Annotated in this window: 18 protein-coding genes and 1 riboswitch; of the genes, 9 read left to right on the top strand and 9 right to left on the bottom strand. The window is 72.0% G+C overall.

Features of this window, described 5'->3' with window-relative positions; genetic code table 11:
- The coding region (locus ACIBVN_RS38745; protein ID WP_397145237.1) for a hypothetical protein at positions 1 to 359 on the top strand (359 nt) is incomplete at its 5' end.
- 380 nt (positions 360 to 739) lie between these two features.
- Here ACIBVN_RS38745 and ACIBVN_RS38740 read toward each other — a convergent pair.
- Positions 740 to 1,546 (bottom strand): protein phosphatase 2C domain-containing protein, encoded by an 807-nt coding sequence (locus tag ACIBVN_RS38740; protein WP_397145235.1) that lies wholly within the window; start codon positions 1,544 to 1,546, stop codon positions 740 to 742.
- 257 nt (positions 1,547 to 1,803) lie between these two features.
- Positions 1,804 to 2,913 (bottom strand): M24 family metallopeptidase, encoded by a 1,110-nt coding sequence (locus tag ACIBVN_RS38735; protein ID WP_397145233.1) that lies wholly within the window; start codon positions 2,911 to 2,913, stop codon positions 1,804 to 1,806.
- Between the two features lie 142 nt (positions 2,914 to 3,055).
- On the opposite strand from ACIBVN_RS38735, the gene ACIBVN_RS38730 reads away from it, so the two are divergent.
- Both ACIBVN_RS38730 and ACIBVN_RS38725 read left to right on the top strand, forming a co-directional pair.
- The gene (locus ACIBVN_RS38730) at positions 3,056 to 4,264 is read left to right on the top strand and encodes a PP2C family protein-serine/threonine phosphatase (RefSeq protein ID WP_397145231.1); all 1,209 of its coding nucleotides are present in this window, start codon (positions 3,056 to 3,058) and stop codon (positions 4,262 to 4,264) included.
- Positions 4,265 to 4,326: 62 nt separating this feature from the next.
- Positions 4,327 to 5,220 carry a 5'-3' exonuclease H3TH domain-containing protein gene (locus ACIBVN_RS38725; protein ID WP_397145247.1) on the top strand — a complete coding sequence of 298 codons (894 nt, stop codon included), beginning with the start codon at positions 4,327 to 4,329 and terminating at the stop codon, positions 5,218 to 5,220.
- A gap of 31 nt (positions 5,221 to 5,251) precedes the next feature.
- Here the strand turns inward: ACIBVN_RS38725 and menD are convergent, their stop codons facing one another.
- Both menD and ACIBVN_RS38715 read right to left on the bottom strand, forming a co-directional pair.
- Positions 5,252 to 6,919 (bottom strand): 2-succinyl-5-enolpyruvyl-6-hydroxy-3-cyclohexene-1-carboxylic-acid synthase, encoded by a 1,668-nt coding sequence (gene menD / locus ACIBVN_RS38720; protein ID WP_397145229.1) that lies wholly within the window; start codon positions 6,917 to 6,919, stop codon positions 5,252 to 5,254.
- Positions 6,916 to 7,809, bottom strand: coding sequence for an o-succinylbenzoate synthase (locus ACIBVN_RS38715; RefSeq protein WP_397145245.1), 894 nt, complete (start codon positions 7,807 to 7,809; stop codon positions 6,916 to 6,918). Before ACIBVN_RS38715 ends, menD begins: the two co-directional genes overlap by 4 nt.
- A gap of 81 nt (positions 7,810 to 7,890) precedes the next feature.
- Between ACIBVN_RS38715 and ACIBVN_RS38710 the strand changes: the two genes are divergently transcribed.
- From ACIBVN_RS38710 to ACIBVN_RS38700, 3 genes are all read left to right on the top strand, one after another.
- Entirely contained in the window at positions 7,891 to 9,048 is a 1,158-nt protein-coding gene (locus tag ACIBVN_RS38710) for an AMP-binding protein (protein ID WP_397145227.1), read from the top strand.
- A gap of 43 nt (positions 9,049 to 9,091) precedes the next feature.
- Positions 9,092 to 9,394 carry a hypothetical protein gene (locus tag ACIBVN_RS38705; RefSeq protein ID WP_397145225.1) on the top strand — a complete coding sequence of 101 codons (303 nt, stop codon included), beginning with the start codon at positions 9,092 to 9,094 and terminating at the stop codon, positions 9,392 to 9,394.
- 169 nt (positions 9,395 to 9,563) lie between these two features.
- A complete protein-coding gene (locus ACIBVN_RS38700) occupies positions 9,564 to 10,895 on the top strand; it encodes an RNA polymerase sigma factor (RefSeq protein WP_397145223.1) in 1,332 nt (443 codons plus the stop codon).
- A gap of 388 nt (positions 10,896 to 11,283) precedes the next feature.
- On the opposite strand, the gene ACIBVN_RS38695 is transcribed toward ACIBVN_RS38700, so the two are convergent.
- Positions 11,284 to 11,682: a hypothetical protein gene (locus ACIBVN_RS38695; RefSeq protein WP_397145221.1), complete on the bottom strand. Its 399-nt coding sequence runs from the start codon at positions 11,680 to 11,682 to the stop codon at positions 11,284 to 11,286.
- A gap of 114 nt (positions 11,683 to 11,796) precedes the next feature.
- Here ACIBVN_RS38695 and ACIBVN_RS38690 point away from each other — a divergent pair, with 114 nt between their 5' ends.
- Positions 11,797 to 12,357, top strand: a complete 561-nt coding sequence (locus ACIBVN_RS38690; protein WP_397145219.1) for a TetR/AcrR family transcriptional regulator C-terminal domain-containing protein — start codon at positions 11,797 to 11,799, stop codon at positions 12,355 to 12,357.
- Between the two features lie 199 nt (positions 12,358 to 12,556).
- Positions 12,557 to 12,748, top strand: a complete 192-nt coding sequence (locus ACIBVN_RS38685; RefSeq protein WP_349454589.1) for a DUF5999 family protein — start codon at positions 12,557 to 12,559, stop codon at positions 12,746 to 12,748.
- A gap of 1 nt (position 12,749) precedes the next feature.
- Here ACIBVN_RS38685 and ACIBVN_RS38680 read toward each other — a convergent pair whose 3' ends face one another.
- Positions 12,750 to 13,340, bottom strand: a complete 591-nt coding sequence (locus tag ACIBVN_RS38680; protein WP_397145218.1) for an alpha/beta family hydrolase — start codon at positions 13,338 to 13,340, stop codon at positions 12,750 to 12,752.
- A gap of 82 nt (positions 13,341 to 13,422) precedes the next feature.
- Between ACIBVN_RS38680 and ACIBVN_RS38675 the strand changes: the two genes are divergently transcribed.
- The gene (locus ACIBVN_RS38675; RefSeq protein ID WP_397145216.1) at positions 13,423 to 13,770 is read left to right on the top strand and encodes a hypothetical protein; all 348 of its coding nucleotides are present in this window, start codon (positions 13,423 to 13,425) and stop codon (positions 13,768 to 13,770) included.
- A 169-nt stretch (positions 13,771 to 13,939) separates the two neighbouring features.
- On the opposite strand, the gene ACIBVN_RS38670 is transcribed toward ACIBVN_RS38675, so the two are convergent.
- The 3 genes from ACIBVN_RS38670 to ACIBVN_RS38660 form a co-directional block, all read right to left on the bottom strand.
- A complete protein-coding gene (locus ACIBVN_RS38670; RefSeq protein ID WP_397145214.1) occupies positions 13,940 to 14,737 on the bottom strand; it encodes a tetratricopeptide repeat protein in 798 nt (265 codons plus the stop codon).
- Between the two features lie 191 nt (positions 14,738 to 14,928).
- Complete coding sequence (gene gcvP, locus ACIBVN_RS38665; protein ID WP_397145212.1) at positions 14,929 to 17,754, bottom strand: aminomethyl-transferring glycine dehydrogenase; 2,826 nt, start codon at positions 17,752 to 17,754, stop codon at positions 14,929 to 14,931.
- 168 nt (positions 17,755 to 17,922) lie between these two features.
- Positions 17,923 to 18,022, bottom strand: a riboswitch (glycine riboswitch).
- 125 nt (positions 18,023 to 18,147) lie between these two features.
- On the bottom strand, positions 18,148 to 18,768 hold the full coding sequence (locus ACIBVN_RS38660) for a MerR family transcriptional regulator (protein ID WP_397145210.1): 621 nt from the start codon (positions 18,766 to 18,768) through the stop codon (positions 18,148 to 18,150).
- Positions 18,769 to 18,914 lie beyond the last annotated feature (146 nt).

Genomic DNA, 18,914 nt, shown 5'->3' with positions numbered 1-18,914 from the left:
GGGGTAACGGCTCCTCGACGACCATCACGGTGGCCCTGTACCAGCCGACCCTCACCGCGACCGAACCGGCGACGGGCAACATCGGCGAGCGACTCGAACTCAGCGGCACCTTCGGCGCCGACGGCATCACCTTCCCGCCGACGATCACCACCGTCTCACGCAAGGTCGTCAGCCCGGACGGCACCGTCACCTCAAAGGGCCTGGTGAAGTTGACCCCCGCCACCGACGGGACGTTCACCTTCTCCGATACGCCGACCACCGCCGGCGAACACACCTACACCGTCAACTTGCTCGGCAACTCGACCATCCAATCAGCGAGCACCACCCACGCGGTCACCGTCCTCCATCCGCCCGCGTAGCATCCCGACGCCCAGGCGACGGCGACCCGACTCGCCGTCACCCATGTCTCCCGCCCCACCGCGAAGGACTGACAGAGGCTCCCAACGACCGGCAGAGCGATCGCTTGCCCGCGTCCGGCACCGCCCCAGTCACGACCGTCGTCACCACACAGTCGACCCCGTCGTCTCGGTGTCGAGAACCCCAATCTGGGGGTCCGTACGGCATGTTTGGGCAGGTCGGCGGTGTGGCGTCCCGCTCGAGGTAGCGGATCGCCACGCGTAGCCGCATGGCCTTCTCGCTCTTTGGTTGGAGGGGGAAGCCCAATGCCTGTGCGGCGGTGGGCTATCGCGGCGGCCCGACGGCACCCGCTGTCATATCGGGACATCCCTGCGTGATGTCCCTAGTCCTGGCCGACCCGCCCCCAGGCGACGGTGGCGTCGTCATGCCGCTTGCCCCGTTGCGGCCCTCTGCTCCTCTCGAGTTCCCGTACCGCCCGGATCACCGCCTCCGGCCCCTGCCCCTCCAGCGCTGCCACGACGTCACCCCAGCCCCACCCGTACCACTCGACGAGCCGTGACACCCCGTCGGTGAGCACCGCCACGCCGCGCGCGCCCGCCACAGCGCCGCACACCCCTTGCCGGGCCGCCTCGGAGCGGCTGCCCGCCACCCAGAACCCGCCGGGCGCGTTGCGCATCCGCCGCACCAGCTCCACCGTGTACGGCCGCCCGCCCGGCAGCCCCTCCAGCCGGTCGTCACTCACCACCCGGACCCCGCCGTCCGCCAGTGCGAAGACAACCGGCGAGTCTCCCAGCACGAGGTACTCCACACGTCCTCGGACGCTGCGCACCATGGCCACCGTCGTGGACGGCGAGTCGGGATTGCCGAGGTCGCAGGTGCCGAAGTGCGCCGCCATGGTCGCCTCGATGGCCGCCTCCAGAATGCCGGCCAGCGGCGTGCCGTCCCCACCGTCCACCAGCCGTTCGCCACCGGCGACCCGCGGCGGCAGGCGACCGGCAGTCAGCCCCGCCGCCAGCGCGCTCCCGAGCCGCGCCACCAACCACGGCACATCGTGCACGCACCCGCTGTCCACCCCGGGCGCCGCCGTGGCCCCGTCGAGCACGACGATCCACGACGGCCCGGCGATCACCAGGTCCTCGTTGGGGCGGCCGGAGCCGGGCCTGCTGGCATGGGTGACCTCCGCGAACATGACAGCGACTGTGCCACACCAGCACCAGCCGCCGCGGCACCCCGTCCCCGGCGTCCGGTCCCGCGACCTGGCCGCGCGCCCGCCACCCACCAGAGCCCTGGCCCGAGGCGTGTGCCGTGCATGTGCGCGAGGAGCTCCAGACGCACCGGCTCCTGCCCGCTGCCTGCTACTCCGCTGATGCCCACTCAGCCCGCGATGCCCGTAAGGCAGCCGGCCCACCGCCTCGTCGGTCAAGGGGTGGGCCGCCTTCGGCCCGCTTACACGATGACGAGGTCGCGGGGTGTGTTGTTGAGGCGTTCCGCGCCCCCGTCCGTGCACACCACGATGTCCTCGATCCGGGCCCCGTGCCGGCCGGGCAGGTAGATCCCCGGCTCCACCGAGAACGCGAAGCCCGCCTCCATCGGCGCCCCGTTGCCGGCGACGATGTACGGCTCCTCGTGCGTCTCGATCCCGATCCCGTGCCCGGTCCGGTGGATGAAGTAGTCGCCGTACCCCGCCTCAGCGATGATGTCGCGGGCGGCCGCGTCGATCGACTCGCACGAAACCCCCGGCCGCACCGCCGCGCACGCCGCGTCCTGCGCCCGGCGCAGCACCTCGTAGTAGGCGGTGAACTCCGCGGGCGGCTCCCCCACGCTGTACGTGCGCGTCGAGTCGGAGCAGTAGCCGTTCGGCAGCTGGCCGCCGATGTCGACCACGACCGGCTCGCCCGCCTGGATCACCCGGTCCGACACGTCGTGGTGCGGGCTGGCGCCGTTCGGCCCCGAGGCGACGATGACGAAGTCGACCGTGGCGTGGCCCGCGGCCAGGATCGCCTCCGCGATGTCCCGGCCCACCTCGCGCTCCGTGCGCCCGGCCCGCAGGAGCTCCGGCACGCGCCGGTGCACCGCGTCGATCGCCTCGCCGGCCTCGCGCAGCGCCGCCACCTCGGCGGGCGACTTGCGCATGCGCAGCTCCCGCAGCACGGTCCCGGCCAGCACCTGCTCGGCCTCCGGCAGCACCTCGCGGAAGCGCAGCGACGACATGGCCCACATGCGGTCGGCCAGCCCCACCTTGCCGACCTTCCCGAGCCGGGCGGCCACGACGGCGTACGGGTCATCGGTCTCGTCCCACGCCACGAACTCCAGCCCCAGCCGCGAGGCGGGCGAGGCCTGCGCGGCGGGCAGCTCCAGGCGGGGCACCATCATGTACGGGTCGCCGGCGGCGGGCACCACGAGGCACGTCAGCCGCTCCAGCGGCTTTGCTTCATACCCACTCACATAACGCAGATCCGGCCCCGGCGTCAGCAGCAGGGCGTCGACGCCGGCCTTGGCGGTGGCCTCCTGAACGGCGGCGAGACGGGACACGGGATACAAGTCTGAGGACGTCACAGCCCATAATCTACTCGGACCCCGGCCTCTAAAATCCGCGAAAAGCTCTCACAACACAGCAGCCCATCGCTACACTCCGTGCAGAGTTGATCACGTAATGTGGGGTCAATTGTCCAGTTCGACTGCACTTGAGAGTGAGACCATGGTCGACGTCATAGGCGCGGCCGAGCTGCTCAGCCACGACAACCACGACAGCCGCGACAGCGACGCCGACAAGCTCGCCGTCCGGCTGGCGCACGCCCAGCGGCTCGGCAACATGGGCTGGGCGGAGTGGCACATGCACACCGGCGAGACGATCTGGTCCGACCAGGTGTACCTGATCTTCGGCCGCGACCCGGCCGACGGCCCGATCGCCCTGCCCGAGCTGGCCAAACACGTCGAACACGACGACGTGGGCACGCTCAGCCGGCTCCTGTGGTCGGCCGTGGAAGGCGTGGAGCCGGTCCAGGCGGAGTTCCGCATCCGGCGCGGAGGCGAGCTGCGCGACCTGCGCGTCGTGCTCGAGCCGCTCATGGCCCCCGGCGGCCCCGTGGGCCTGCACGGCGTCATCCAGGACATCACCGGCCGCCGCCGCGCCGAGCGCATGATGTCGGAGTCGCGCCGCCAGCTCCTGGAGGCCCGCGAGCAGGCCGCCGTGGAACGCCACGTCATGCTCGCCCTGCGCGACGCCATCCTGCCCGACTCCGCCGGACGCCTCGACCTGCCGCACGGCAACGTCGCGGTCCGCTACGTGCCCGCCGAGAAGACCGCGAACCTGGGCGGTGACTGGTTCGAGGCCGCCCCCGCTCCCGACGGGCGGCTGCTGCTGGCCATCGGCGACGTCTCCGGCCACGGCCTGCCCGCCATCGCCCACATGGCCCAGCTCCGCCACGCCCTGGTCGGCCTGGCCATGACCGGCCAGCCCGCGCACCGGCTCCTGGCCTGGCTGAACGACCTCATGCTGCACCAGCTCAAGGAGACCACCGCCACCGCGATCATCGGCCACCTGGACCCGGAGACGCGCGTGCTCGCCTGGGGCCAGGCCGGCAACCTGGCGCCCATCCTCGTGCGCGACGGGGTAGCAAGCCAGCTCGCCCAGCCCCGCGGCGTGCTGCTCGGCGCCGCGGCAGAGCGCCCGTACGAGCTGGCGACCACCCGGCTGCTGCCCGGGGACCTGCTGCTGATGTTCACCGACGGGCTGGTCGAGCGGCGCACCCGCGACATCGACGTCGGCCTCGGCCTGGTCCTGGCAGCCGCCCGCGACGTGCCCGCCCGCGACCTGGATGCCGGGCTCGACCGCCTCGTCGCCGACATCGGCGGCCCGAACCCGGAGGACGACGCCTGCCTCCTGGCGGTGGCCATGCCCGGATAAGTGGCGATACCCGAACAAAGCGAGAAAGGGCTTGTCAGAGGTGCGACGATAGACGCGTGCTGATGCTTCTCGACACCCCGTCGCTCTACTTCCGCGCCTTCTACGGCGTGCCGGAGTCGATCAAGGCCCCGGACGGCTCCCCCGTCAACGCCGTACGCGGCCTCATCGACATGATCGCCACGCTCGTCCGCCAGCACTCCCCCACCGCGCTCGCGGCCACCATGGACGCCGACTGGCGGCCGGCCTTCCGCGTCCAGGCGATCCCGACGTACAAGGCGCACCGCGTCGCCCAGGGCGACGCGGAGGAGGTGCCCGAGGCGCTTATCCCGCAGATCGCGGTCATCCAGGAGGTGCTCGACGCCGTCGGCATCGCCCGCCTGGAGTCGCCCGGCTTCGAGGCCGACGACGTGATCGGCACCCTCACCCACCAGGCCACCGGCGCCGTCGACATCGTGACCGGCGATCGCGACCTGTTCCAGCTCGTCGACGACGCCCGCCCCGTACGCGTCCTCTACACCGCCCGCGGAATCCGCAACCTGCAGATCGTGGACGAGGCGTTCGTCACCGCCAAATACGGCATCCCCGGGCGCGCCTACGCCGACTTCGCCACCCTGCGCGGCGACCCCAGCGACGGCCTGCCCGGCGTCGCCGGCGTCGGCGAGAAGACCGCCGCCGCCCTCATCACCCGCTTCGGCTCGCTCGACGCCCTGCTCGAAGCCCTCGACGCGGGCGCCGCCGACGGCTTCCCCGCGGGCAGCCGCACCCGGCTCACCGCCGCCCGCGACTACCTGCGCGCCGCCCCCGCCGTCGTCGAGGTGGCCTCCGACGCGCCGCTGCCGCCCGCCGACCTCACCCTGCCCGCCAAGCCGCGCGACCCGCAGGCGCTGGTGCAGCTCGCCGACCGCTACGGCCTGGACAGCCCGCTCAACCGCCTCCTCGACGCGCTCAGCGCCTGACTGCGGTCCCGCACGAGAAGCGGGCGGCCGATCAGCGCTGACCGTGGAGGAAGGAGCGGACGGCCTCCTGTGCGGCCTCGCGCAGGCGGGCGTGCACGAGCACGTTCTCCTCGCGGTCGGTGCGCACCTCCACCACGCGCGGCCCCTCCCCGCGCAGCGCCTTGGGCAGGTCGCTGATGTCGCCCACCAGCGTGTACGGGGTGCGCGTCGCGGCCGCCACATACCCGAGGTCCACCCCGTGCGGCGTGCCGAACACCCGCTCGAACGGGTCGCGCACCGCCGCCTGGGGCAGCAGCGAGAAGATGCCGCCGCCGTCATTGTTGACGACCACGAAGCACAGGTCAGGGCGGGGCTCGCGCGGCCCCAGGATCAGCCCGTTCTGGTCGTGCAGGAACGACAGGTCGCCGATCAGCGCGTACGAGGGCCCGTTGTGCGCCAGCGCCGCCCCCATCGCCGCGGACACCACCCCGTCGATGCCGGAGGCGCCCCTGCTGGCCATCAGCCTGATGCCGCGCCGCGGCCGCATCGCCTGGTCCAGGTCGCGGATCGGCATCGAGGAGCCGCAGAACAGCAGCGCGCCGTTCGGCAGGAAGTCGACCAGGTCCCTCGCCAGGCGCGGCTCGCTCGTGCCGGACGCGTCCAGCACCGCGTCCGTCGCCGACCTGACCGCCAGGTCGGCCTGCCGCCAGGCGTGCAGCCAGGAGTCGTCGCCCGCGGCCACCGGGATCTCCACGGCCTGCGCCACCTGCGTGGCAGAGCGGGTCGGATCGGGCCAGCGAGCCAGGTCGGGCGCCACCACGATGTGCTCCCCCGCCCGCTTCAGCCACGACAGCAGCGGCCTCGACAGCCCCGGCCGCCCGAGCGTCACGACCACGTCGGGCCGGTGCGTGTCGGCGAACTCCGGGGCGCCCAGCAGGTAGTGGTAGGTCGAGATGGCGTGGTCGCCGTAACGGCCGCCGCCGTTCGGCTCCGACAGCACCGGCCAGCCCGCCATGCCCGCCGCCGCGACGTACCGGCGCACGTTCACCGCGCCGTCGCCGACCACCAGCACGCCGCGCCTGGTCGGCGGGATGTGCAGGGCGACCGGCGGGGGGGCGATCCTGGCCCGCACCCACGGGCCGTTCGCACCGCCGTCGAGCGGCTCGCACCACGAGGTGTCGCCGTCGGGGATCAGCGGCTCTCTGAACGCCAGGTTCAGGTGCACGGGCCCCGGGTCGGCCGGGCCCATGGCGCGCTGGTAGGCGCGGCAGGCCAGCGAACGCCAGTAGGCCACCTGCCCGGGACGGTCCTCGGGCACGCCCACCTCGGCGAACCATCGGGCCGCGGTGCCGAACAGCTTGATCTGGTCGATCGTCTGGTTGGCGCCGGTGCCGCGCAGCTCGGGCGGCCGGTCGGCGGTCAGCACCAGCAGCGGCACGCCGGACTCGCCGGCCTCGATCACGGCCGGGTGGAAGTTCGCCACCGCCGTGCCGGACGAGCAGATCAGCGCCACGGGCCGCTCGGAGCGCTTGGCCAGCCCCAGCGCCAGGAACGACGCCGAGCGCTCGTCGATGCGCACGTGCAGACGCACCCGCGACTCCGCGTGCAGGGCCAGCGCCAGGGGGGCGGAGCGCGAGCCGGGAGCCAGCACCACGTCGGTCAGGCCGCAGCGCACCAGCTCGTCGACCAGCACCGTGGCCAGCGCGGTAGCGGGGTTCAAAGTGACGCCTCCTGCATCCGGCGAAGCCACTGGGGAGATTCAATCTCAAATGCCGACAAGTGCTGAAAATTTACTGAGGGACGCCGAACCGTCAGACAGCCGTCCACGGGCGCCAGCGAATCGTCCACGACGTCGCCCGTCAGCAACGCCATCGTGCCGAGCCCGCACGCGTACGGCAACGACGGCAGCGCCGCGGCCAGCGCCAGCCCCGCCGCCAGCCCCACGGACGTCTCCACGGCGCTGGAGACCACGGCGGGCAGCCCGCACGCCTCCACCACCCGCAGCGCGTTGCGCACGCCGCCGAGCGGCTGCACCTTGACCACCGCGATGTCGGCCGCCTCCGCCGCCCGCACCCGCAGCGGGTCCTCGGCCCTGCGGATCGACTCGTCGGCGGCGATCGGCACGTCGCACGCCCGCCGCACCGCCGCCAGCTCCTCCAGCGTGGCGCACGGCTGCTCGGCGTATTCCAGGTCGAACCGGTCGAGCCGCTTCAGCCGCCGCACCGCCTCGCCGACGTCCCACGCGCCGTTGGCGTCGACCCGCAGCCGGCCGCCCGGCCCGAGCGCGTCGCGCACGGCCTCCACCCTGGCCACGTCGTCCTCGAACGTCTGACCGCGCTCGGCCACCTTCACCTTGGCCGTGCCACACCCCGACCGCCGGACGATCTCATGGGCCTGCTCGGGCCCCACGGCGGGCACGGTCGCGTTGACGGGGACGCTGTCGCGCACCGGCTCAGGCCACCCCTCGAACGCCGCCTCACGGGCGCAGGCCAGCCAACGGGCGCACTCGCGCGGGCCGTACTCCGGGAACGGGGAGAACTCCCCCCACCCGGCGGGACCGTGCAGCAGCACGCCTTCCCTGACGGTCTGCCCACGGAATCGAGTGCGCATGGGGATGCGGAAGACCACGGGAGAACGCGTCACGACCCTCCCTGCGCCTCAATCCGACCTGTCGCCACTAACCTTACGAGCATGTGGAGGAACCCGTCGCATCCGGACCGTCCGCTGCATGCCATTGTGCAGCCTCCGGGCCCCGCCCTGTTCAGGGCCGTCCGCGACGCGTTGTCGGGCGAGGGCCCGGCCGTGCTCCCCCTGGCTCCCGGCCAGTCCGGGTCCGCCGTCGCCGCGCTGCGGCCCACCCACGTCGACGGCGTGCTCCAGAGCGACGGCACGGGCGTCCCCGCCGACGTGGCGGTCGTGATCGCCACCAGCGGCAGCACCGGCGCGCCCAAGGGCGTGCTGCTCTCGGCCACCGCGCTGCACGCCTCCGCCACGGCCTCCCTGCGCCGCCTGGAGGCCGCCAAGGGCGAGCGCTGGCTGTGCTGCCTGCCCGTCTCCCACGTCTCCGGCCTCCAGGTCCTGGTACGCGCCCTGCTGTCGGACAGCGAGCCGATCATCCACGCCGGGTTCGACCCGCGCGAGGTCCTCCGCTCGGGGGCCGACCACGTCTCCCTCGTCCCCACCCAGCTGCACCGGCTGGTCGAGCTGGGGGCGGACCTGTCGGTGTTCCGCACGATCCTGCTCGGCGGCGCGGCTGCCCGCCCCGGCCTGCTGGAGCAGGCTCGCGACCTCGGCGCCCGGGTCGTGACGACGTACGGGATGAGCGAGACGTGCGGCGGTTGCGTGTACGATGGCCAGCCCCTTTACAATGTAGATCTCAAGATCGGCGATGATGGTCTGATCAGGATCGCCGGCCCCGTGCTGTTCTCGGGCTACCGCTTCGGCGAGCCGGACAACGGCGCAGGCCCGTTCGACGGCGGCTGGTTCCGCACCTCCGACCTGGGCGAGCTGACCGGCGGCCGGCTCCGCGTGCTGGGCAGGGCCGACGACGTGATCAACACCGGCGGCGAGAAGGTCGTGGCCGCCGCGGTGGTCACGGTGCTCGCCACCCACCCCGAGGTGGCCGAGGTGGCCGTGGTCGGCACACCCGACCCGGAGTGGGGCGAGCTGGTCACCGCCGTCGTGGTCCCCGCCAACCCCGACACGCCCCCTGCGCTTTCCCAATTGCGGGCATACTGCCGCGATAGGCTTCCCCCTCACGCCGCCCCACGCGATCTCCGCCTGGTGCCCCAGCTCCCGCTGCTACCGAACGGCAAGACCGATTTGGTACGGCTTCGGGCAGGAACCTGATGAGTTGCGGGTGCGTCAAATTGGGGAGAAGGAGGGAGCCTTCATGGACCAGACCCGCAAGATGTGGGCATCCGCGGCCGTCGTCGGCGTGATCGTCGCCGGTGGCGCCTCAATCGCGGCGGCCGCCTCGGCGGGCAAGCTCGACCAGGTCGCCAAGGAGACCAGAGCCGTGGTGGAGAAGGCGTCACCGTCCCCGACGACCAGCGATGACGACGTCACGGTCTCGCACGACGTCAACCCCGACCCGCGCACCGTGATCGACTACTGGACGGACCAGCGCATGCAGGACGCCCAGCCGATGCCCATGCCCGAGGTCACGGCAGGAGAGATCGAGATTCGGGACTAAGACTCAGGGGGAGGGGCGGCTCAGCCCTTTGGGCGATCCGCCCCTTTTTCTTCCCCCCGGGAACAAATGACGGCGATTGGCGTTATTGATACTGGTGCGCCGTGCGGACAGAAGCCGCCCCACCACAACCTGCCTGATCGCTTCGACTCCGTACGGAGGAGGTGTCCTCATGCCCAGAACCGCCGTAGCGACCCCACCTGCGACTCTCGACCAACTCATTGAACGAGGGCGAGCCCAGGGTCACCTTTCTCTGGCGGAGCTGCGTGACGCGTTCGCGGAGGCCGGTATCAGCCCCTCTGAAGGCCGCACGATCCTGCGCGAGCTCTCAGAGAGCGGCGTGAGCCTGGCCGCCGAGAACGAGCCGTCTCTCAGCAAGACCGCCCCGAAGAAGACCTCCAGGAAGCCTGCGCGTGCAAAGACTACCGGCCGCAAGGCGACCGGGGCAAAAAACGCGACAGAAGCCGCCGCCAAGGCGGTGACCCGGCCCGAGCCCAAGCCGGAGCACGAGGAGGACGTCCCTGAGGACCTCGCGCTGAGCGCCGAGGAAGCCGAGCTCGAGACCGAGCAGATCGACCTGGACGACACGCAGTCGGCCATGGGCGACTCCGTGCACACCTACCTGAAGTCCATCGGCCGCCGCACCCTGCTCACGGCCGCGCAGGAGGTGGAGCTGGCCCGGCGGATCGAGGCGGGCCTGTACGCCGAGTACAAGCTGGAGACGGACCCCGACCTGTCCCCCGCCTACCGGGAGGACCTGCTTCTGGTGGTCGAGGACGGCAAGCAGGCCAAGGACCACATGCTGGAGGCCAACCTCCGGCTCGTGGTGTCGGTCGCCAAGAAGTACACCGACCGCGGCATGTCGCTCCTGGACGTGGTCCAGGAGGGCAACCTGGGGCTGATCAGGGCGGTGGAGAAGTTCGACTACACCAAGGGGTTCAAGTTCTCCACGTACGCCATGTGGTGGATCAGGCAGGCCATCCAGCGCGGCTTCGCCGACTCGGCCAGGACGATCCGGCTGCCCGTGCACGTTCTGGAGATGCTGTCCAAGCTGTCGCGCATCGAACGTGACATGCACCAGCGCCTGGGGCGCGAACCCACGCCCGAGGAGCTGGCCGTCGAGCTCGACAAGACGCCGGACCAGATCGAGGAGCTGCTGCGGACGAGCCGCCAGCCGATCTCGCTCAACGCGACGATCGGCGAGGACGGGGAGACCACGATCGGCGACCTCATCGAGGACGTGGACTCGCCGGAGGCCTCGGAGATCGTCGACCGCCAGCTGCTGGGCGACCAGCTGCGCGGCGTGCTCGACAACCTCTCGCCCCGCGAGTCGAAGATCATGGCCCTGCGCTTCGGCCTGGTGGACGGCAAGCCGCACACGCTGGACGAGATCGGCAAGCACCTGGGGCTGACGCGGGAGCGGATCCGCCAGCTGGAGAAGGAGTCACTCTCCAAGCTCCGCCACCCGAGCAACACCCGCCCGCTGCTCGACTGGGCCAGCTGACACACCCGGGAAGCCCCGGCACGACGAGGGAGGATGTGCCGGGGCTTCGCCGTGCCACGGCCCTGCGCACACGCGGCCCGTGCCGACGCTCCGCGCCCGCCGCCAGCCGCCGGCCCTCCGCACGACGCCGACTCCGCACGACGCCAGCCCTCTACACGGCGCCGGACCTAACGAACGCGCGCCATCCGGCCCCGGCGTTCCAGCCGCCACGTCGGCGAGACGCGCCACATGTGCGACTCGGCGCCAAGTGCGACTCATGCCACGCGTGCGGCGACCAGCGGTGACCCAGGCGGCGCTGCGGATCAAGCGCAGGGGTGTCGCGGACCCCTGCGACGAGCGCGAATGACCCCGTCGCCGCCAGGCCGCGGGGTCCGCGCGAAGATCAGGATCAGAGGGTCGCGGGCACCGGACGGGGCACGCGGGGGATCCCCCACAGCCGGTTGTCCTCGCGCAGCGTGCGCAGCCGGTCGACCTCGGCCGTCCACATGGCCCCCGCAGGCGTCGCCTTGGCCTTGCGGCGCGCGATCCGGTTGTCGTACGACTTCACCCCGAACGTGGCTCGCTGCCCCGCCTCGGCGGCCCGCAGCGCGTCCGTCAGCGCACGGTCGAACGCCCGGCCGGCCGCCAGCAGCTCGATCTCGTCGGCCGCGGCCGCCCGCAGCTCACGCAGCGTCTCCTCGGCCAGGCGGGCCTTGTCGAGCAACTCGGGGAAGCTCTTGGAGATCTCCTGGTCCGCGTGGTAGCGAACCTCGGCCTCACGGCTCACCCGCGGACGGAAAAACGCCATCGACCCTGCCCCTTCACACAACCGGTACGCATTCAACCGCCAAGGTTACGCCGTCACGCGACACAGCGGGAAATCGGCCCGGCGCAGCGGCCTTTACGAAGTAAGATGATCTCCATGCCCGCCAAGAGACCGCCCGTCCCGCTCTCCCGCGAGCGCATCATCGAGGCCGCACTCCACATCGCCGACAGCCAGGGCCTGCGCAGGCTCACCATGCGGCGGCTGGGCGACGCGCTGCAGGTGGAGGCCATGGCCATCTACCACCACCTGCCCAGGGGCAAGGAAGCGCTGATGGACGCCCTGGCCGAGCACGTGACCACGGTCCACGTCGAGCAGGGGCCGACCTGGCAGGAGACGGCCAAGGCCTGGTGCAGGGCGGAGCGCGAGCTCCTGCGGGAGCATCCGGGCGTACTCGCGCTGGCCCTGACAAAGCCCCCCAAAGGCGCCACAGCCCTCGCCATCAGGGAGCAGACAGAGCAGCTCGCCGACGGCGGACTGCCCGACGCGGCGGAGGCCGTACGCGCCCTGCGGGCCTTCGTCTTCGGGAGCGTGGCGGTCGAGGTCCAGCAGTCAGGCTGGGCTGATCCTGAGGTTGACGAGTGGGTCAGGCGTGACGAAAGAGCCGATGTGGATTTCGAGCGCGGACTCGACGCTCTGCTCAAGGGATTGCAAACGTAGTGCGCGTGTCGCGCTTGGCCCGTTATTCTGCATAAGGCACGCTGTGTCGAAGGTCACATGACCGGGCAAATCTCCCGTAACGGGTCGCAACGGGCTATGCCCGAGAATGTGACATACGTCGCACTGCCAGAACAACTTGCCCGAGCCGGCTCCCGACCCTCCAAACGGGAGCATCCCACGAGATATCGGAGGCACGCCGATGTGCCCGCACCACCCGGCCTGTCCGGACGCCGAGGCGCCTGACCGCGAGAAGGCACGCACTCTCGCCTGCCACCCCGAGCAGGGGTGGAGCCTGCTTTGCAACGGCGTTGTCCTGTTCGAGGACACCGGGGAGCTTCTTCCCAGCGGCGCCGCCATCGAACCGCACCGGCCCGTCGTCGGCGCCGCGTGAACTACGCGTAGTGGACGATCCACTCCGCCACGACCTCGCCCACCCGGGCGGGGTCCTTTTTCAGCTCATGCCCCTCCCCCGGCAGCACCACCAGGCGTGCGGCGTCCTCGGCGTCCGGCACGCCGAACGGGTCCCGGTCCCCGTTGACCACCAGCACATCCACCCCGGCGCCGCGTAGCTCATCGGCCCTGGAGCGTTCCGGCTTCCCCGGCGGGTGCAGCGGGAAAGCCAGCGCCACCACCGCGGCCGCGCCGACCGCCCTGGCCGTACGGCAGGCCACCCGCGCCCCGTTGCTCCGCCCGCCCTGCACGACGGGCAGCCCGGGCCAGCGCGTACGCAACTCCTTGAGGACGATCTCCCACGCCTCGTCCTGCCTGGCCGCCGAGCCCGGCGCGCGCGCCCCCGCCGCCCTGAACGCCTGCGTCACCCTGGCCACCGCGGCCCCGGCCTTGAGCGCGGCATCGCGTACGGCCAGCAGGTCGGGAGCGTCCACTCCCCCGGACGACCCGTGGGTCAGCACCAGCAGCAGCCGCGGGTCCGCGATCTCGTCCATTTGGACGAGCGCCGGCCCTCGCGGGGTCATGACCTCCATGCCAGCACCGTACCTGGGGAGGAGCACACGTTAGCTCTCAGGTCGGATGACGGCGTGCCACCCGCGGTGAATGATGGCTCACATGCCAGACACGCGCCCTATCCGGGATGATCTGCGGGCCACGCTGGACGCGCGCCGCGACCTCGGTCCCGAGTACGAAGCAGCGCTCGTCGAGTCGTTCGTGGAGCGCCTCGACGCCACGATCTCCGCCCGCGTGCGGGCCGAGCTGGACCACCACGGCGGCACGCCGCACAAGAAGAGCACTCCGGGCGGCGCGATGATTCCGATCGCGCTGGGCTCGATGGGGATCGGCATCCCGCTGACGGCCATCGCGGCGGGCTACGCGGGGCTGGTGGGGCTGACGATCGCCTGGATCGCGATCGTGATCATCAACGTGGCGGCGGCCGGGGCCATCATGCGCCGCAACTGACCCCCTGCGGGCACTCGGCGAAGACGACGGGGGCCTCCGCCGGGCAGCCCGGCCGCGTTACCTTGGGCCAGGACGTGTCTCCGCGCCGCGCTGCGCTCACGGCGCGGAGGCGCCTGAGAGGTCTCTGATGCCCGGGCAAAATCCGGGGTTGCTTCGCGGGCCGGGCAGGTCAGGCGTCGCGGTGGTAGCGGAGGCGGACCTCGGCGGCCAGGGTCTCGTCCTCGTGCTCCAGCCCGTACGACCACACCCGCTCCGCGTCGTCGCCGCGTCCCCGCAGCGGCAGGGTCCTGGCCAGGAGCTCGATGGCCAGGGCGCTGGTCTGCGGGTCCGCGCCGTGCTCGACGCTCTCCGCGAACTCCGCGCACGCCAGCTCCAGATGCGCGATCCCGAGCTGGACCCGCAGCCTCGGCACCTCCTCTGCCGGCGCGACCTCGAGGGCGTCCATGAGCACGTCGGCCGCCGCCCCGGGCTCCCCCTGCTCCAGCAGCAGGTCGGCCAGCTGCTGGGCGGCGTGCGCGCCGACGTGCGGGTCGCCGGCCTCCATGGCGGCGTGCAGCTCCTCCTCGGCCTCGGCCGGGTTGTCCGAGCTCACGGCCAGCCGGGCCAGCGCGAGGTGGGCCAGCGGCACATACGCGGGCGTACCGACCCCCAGGACGGCCTGCCAGGCGGCCCTGGCCTGCTCGTCCCGGCCCTCCCGTTCGAACCCCTGAGCGAGGTGGCAGGCGGCCTGCGCGGCGTATTCGGGGTGTCCGGTGGCCAGCGCGGTCCTGGCGGCGGCCCTGGCGGCCTCCACGTCGCCGCGCTCCTCCAGCACCACGGCGAGCCCGACGGCCGCCTGCGCCCTGTCGGGCTCGTCGGGATCGGCGGCCAGCTCGGCGAGTATGGCGGCGGCGCCGTCGAGATCGCCGCTCTCGGCCAGGCGGCGGGCGGTGTCGAGAGGCGGGGTCTCCAGCTCTGAGGACGTCAAGAGAGCTCCTTCTGGCGACGGTCGCACCGAGCCTAACGACTTCTGACGATCATGTCTGCTCAGTTGACGCGGAAGGACTGCCCGGCTTCGGATCTTGACGCGGCAGCAGCCGCGGGGGCCCAGACGAGGACCCCCGCCGCCAGGCTCTTAGTCCTCGTACGCGAAGCGAAGAGGACCCCGCCGCCAGGCTCCTAGTCCTCGTACGCCTCAAGCGGCGGGCACGAGCACACCAGGTTCCGGTCCCCGTACGCCTGGTCGATCCGCCGCACCGGCACCCAGTACTTCCCGTCCCGCAGCGACGGCACCGGATAGGCGGCCTCGGTCCGCGAGTAGGGGTGCGGCCACTCGTCCGCGGTGACCGACTCGGCCGTGTGCGGCGCGTTGCGCAGCGGGTTGTCCGTCCTGTCGTACTCCCCGGACGCCACCTTGGAGATCTCACCCCGGATGGCGATCATGGCGTCCACGAACCGGTCGAGCTCGCCGAGGTCCTCGCTCTCGGTCGGCTCGATCATCAGCGTCCCGGCGACCGGGAAGGACATGGTGGGCGCGTGGAAGCCGTAGTCGATGAGCCGCTTGGCCACGTCGTCCACGGTGACCCCGGTCTCCTTGGTGATCTGCCGCAGGTCCACGATGCACTCATGGGCCACCAGCCCGCCGCGCCCCGTGTAGAGCACGGGGTAGTGCGGGGCGAGCCGCCTGGCCAGGTAGTTCGCCGACAGGATGGCCTGCTCGGTGGCCGCAGTGAGCCCCTCCGAGCCCATCATCCTGATGTACGCCCAGGAGATCGGCAAGATCCCCGCCGACCCGTACGGCGCCGCCGAGACGGGGCCCACCGGCGCGCCGTCGCGCAGCGGGTGGCCGGGCAGGTAGGGCGCCAGGTGGCCGCGCACCGCGACGGGCCCGACGCCGGGACCGCCGCCCCCGTGCGGGATGCAGAACGTCTTGTGCAGGTTGAGGTGGGACACGTCCGCCCCGAACTCGCCCGGCTTGGCCAGCCCGACGAGCGCGTTCAGGTTGGCGCCGTCCACGTAGACCTGGCCGCCGGCGTCGTGCACCTTGGCGCAGACCTCGATGATCGTCTCCTCGTACACGCCGTGCGTCGAGGGGTACGTCACCATGATCGCGGCCAGCTGGTCGCGGTGCTTCTCGATCTTGGCGTCGAGATCGGCCAGGTCGACGTTGCCGTCGGAGTCGCAGGCCACGACCACGACCCGCATGCCCGCCATGATCGCGCTGGCCGCGTTGGTGCCGTGGGCGGAGGAGGGGATGAGGCAGACGTCGCGCCCGTCCTCGCCATTGGCGCGGTGGTAGGCGCGGATGGCCAGCAGCCCGGCGAACTCGCCCTGCGAGCCGGCGTTCGGCTGGATGGAGACGGCGTCGTAGCCGGTCACCTCGGCCAGCCAGCCCTCCAGCGTGCCGATCAGCTCCCGGTAGCCCTCAGCCTGGTCGTCGGGCGCGTACGGGTGGATCGCGGCGAACTCGGGCCAGGTGACCGGCTCCATCTCGGTGGTCGCGTTCAGCTTCATCGTGCAGGAGCCGAGCGGGATCATCGAGCGGTCGAGCGCGATGTCCTTGTCCTGCAGCTTGCGCAGGTAGCGCAGCATCGCGGTCTCGGAGCGGTGGCTGTGGAAGACCGGGTGGGTCAGGTAGGCCGACTCGCGCAGCAGCGAGGCGGGCAGCGCGTCGGCGTCCAGCTCCGCGTCGGTGCGCTCGATCCCGAACGCGGCCCACACCTTGGCCAGCTCGGCGGCCCCGGTCTTCTCGTCGCAGGAGATGGACACGTGGTCGTCGTCGGCCCGCCAGAGGTTGACGCCCCGCTCGGCGGCTGCGGCGACCACGGCGGCGGCCCTGCCGGGCACGCGCACGAGCACGGTGTCGAAGAACTCGGGGTGCACGACCTCCAGCCCCGCCTCGCGCAGCCCGCCGGCCAGGGCCACGGCGTGCCGGTGCACCCGCCGGGCGATCCCGCGCAGCCCCTCGGGGCCGTGGTAGACGGCGTACATGCTCGCGATGACGGCGAGCAGGACCTGCGCGGTGCAGATGTTGCTGGTGGCCTTCTCGCGGCGGATGTGCTGCTCACGGGTCTGCAGGGCCAGCCGGTACGCGGGGTCGCCGTCGGTGTCCACCGACACGCCCACCAGGCGGCCGGGAAGCTGGCGCTGCAGGCCCTCGCGTACGGACATGTACGCGGCGTGCGGCCCGCCGAACCCGAACGGCACCCCGAACCGCTGCGACGACCCGATCGCGATGTCGGCGCCCAGCTCGCCGGGCGCGGCCACGATCGTCAGGGCCAGCAGGTCGGCGGCGGCCACGACGAGCGCGCCCGCCTCGTGCGCGGCGGCGGCCACGGCGCGGAAGTCACGCAGCCGGCCCGACGCGCCCGGGTACTGCACCAGCACGCCGAAGCACTCGGGCAGCTCGCCGTCGAGGGTGTGCTCCACCAGCTCGATGCCGAGGGGCTCGGCCCGGGTGGCGAGCACGGACTTGGTCTGCGGCAGCGCGTCGGCGTCCACCACGAAGACGTTGCTCTTGGACTTGCCGGCGCGGCGGGCCAGGGTCATCGCCTCGGCGGCGGCCGTGCCCTCGTCGAGGAGGGAGGCGCCCGCGACGGGCAGGCCCGTCAGGTCGGAGACGACGGTCTGGAAGTTCAGCAGCGCCTCGAGGCGGCCCTGCGAGATCTCCGGCTGGTACGGGGTGTAGGCGGTGTACCAGCCCGGGTTCTCCAGCAGGCTGCGGCGGATGACGGCGGGCGTGACCGTGTCGTAGTAGCCCAGGCCGATCATCGAGGTGAGCACGCGGTTGCGCCCGGCCAGGGCGCGCAGCTCGGCGATGGCCTCGGCCTCACCGATGGCGGCGGGCAGCTTGAGCCGGTCCTTGGCCCTGATGGCCTCGGGAACGGCCACGGCCACCAGGTCCGCCACGGACTCGAAGCCCACGGCCTCGAGCATGCGCTGCTGCTCGGACTCCGACGGGCCGATGTGCCTGGATGAGAACGGCGGAGCTGACAGGTCGGTCATGGAAAGTGCCTCCCGAGGCTTTGGAGACCGGCGCCAGGGCGCGGGCGAGTGCCGGATCTCCCCCTCTGTCAGCGCGGCGGGACCGCGACCTGAGAGCTTCACCCCGCGAACGGGGCTTGCACCGTCGGTGAGACGCGCCTGGCGGGTGCGCCTGCTTTCCAGAGTTGCCTCGCCCGAGCGGTACGGGGTGCCTGAGAGATTCCGGGGAGGGTTGCTCCTTCGGCGCCCCGGGGCCCTCGGGCCCCAGAGACTCTCCCGCACGGGGTCGTCAGCCTTGCTGTCCTAGATTACAACCCTATCCGTTACGGGCGAATTTCCACGACAGGGCACGTTTAGTCGGCCCGCGCGTAGGGGCCCCGTTACGGGGCCCACTCAGGCAGCGGGGGTTCGCGCTCAACCTGTGCGTCGCGCGCGGCGGCGCCGGGCGAGCTCGTCAGCGGGGTGGTCGGCCGGGACGGTGTCCTCGACCGCCGCTCGTTCCCCCGGCAGCTCCGCGAGGGATCCCTCGACCTCCCGCCAGACCCGGCCGAGCGCGATGCCGAACACGCCCTGACCGCCCTGGAGCAGGTCGATCACCTCGTCGGCCGAGGTGCACTCGTAGACGCTGACGCCGTCGCTCATGAGCGTGATCTGCGCGAGATCGGCCACCCCGCGGTCACGCAGATGCTGCACGGCCGTGCGGATCTGCTGCAGCGACACCCCGGTGTCGAGGAGCCGCTTGACGACCTTGAGCACCAGGATGTCGCGGAAGCTGTAGAGCCGCTGGGAGCCCGAGCCCTGCGCGGCTCTTATCGTGGGCTCCACGAGGCCTGTGCGTGCCCAGTAGTCGAGCTGCCTGTAGGTGATGCCGGCCGCCGCGCAGGCCGTCGGCCCGCGGTATCCGATGTCGGCCGGCAGCGTCGCCGGCTGCTCGTCGAAGAGCAGACCCTGCTCCCCGGCACGCTGCCGCGCGCTCTCGCGCCGTACCGGATCTTCCTGGCCGGCCGTCTTTCCCTCGCCGCTGCTGACCGCCACGCGGACCTCCGGCTTTCTCTCATCCCGTGGCCTGATCTGGGGGTTCGTAAAGGGCGGCCACGGGTTTCACTTGCACCGTAGGACCGCGACCATGCTCAGTCAACGATCCGGCTCGGCGCGTCGTGAAGCGTAAATGCACCGAAATA

The sequence above is a fragment of the Nonomuraea sp. NPDC049400 genome (assembly GCF_044466425.1).
In the GTDB taxonomy this organism is placed as follows: Bacteria; Actinomycetota; Actinomycetes; order Streptosporangiales; family Streptosporangiaceae; genus Nonomuraea.
Note: the sequence above shows the minus strand (reverse complement) of the source record. Positions and strands in the feature narration are given on the sequence as shown.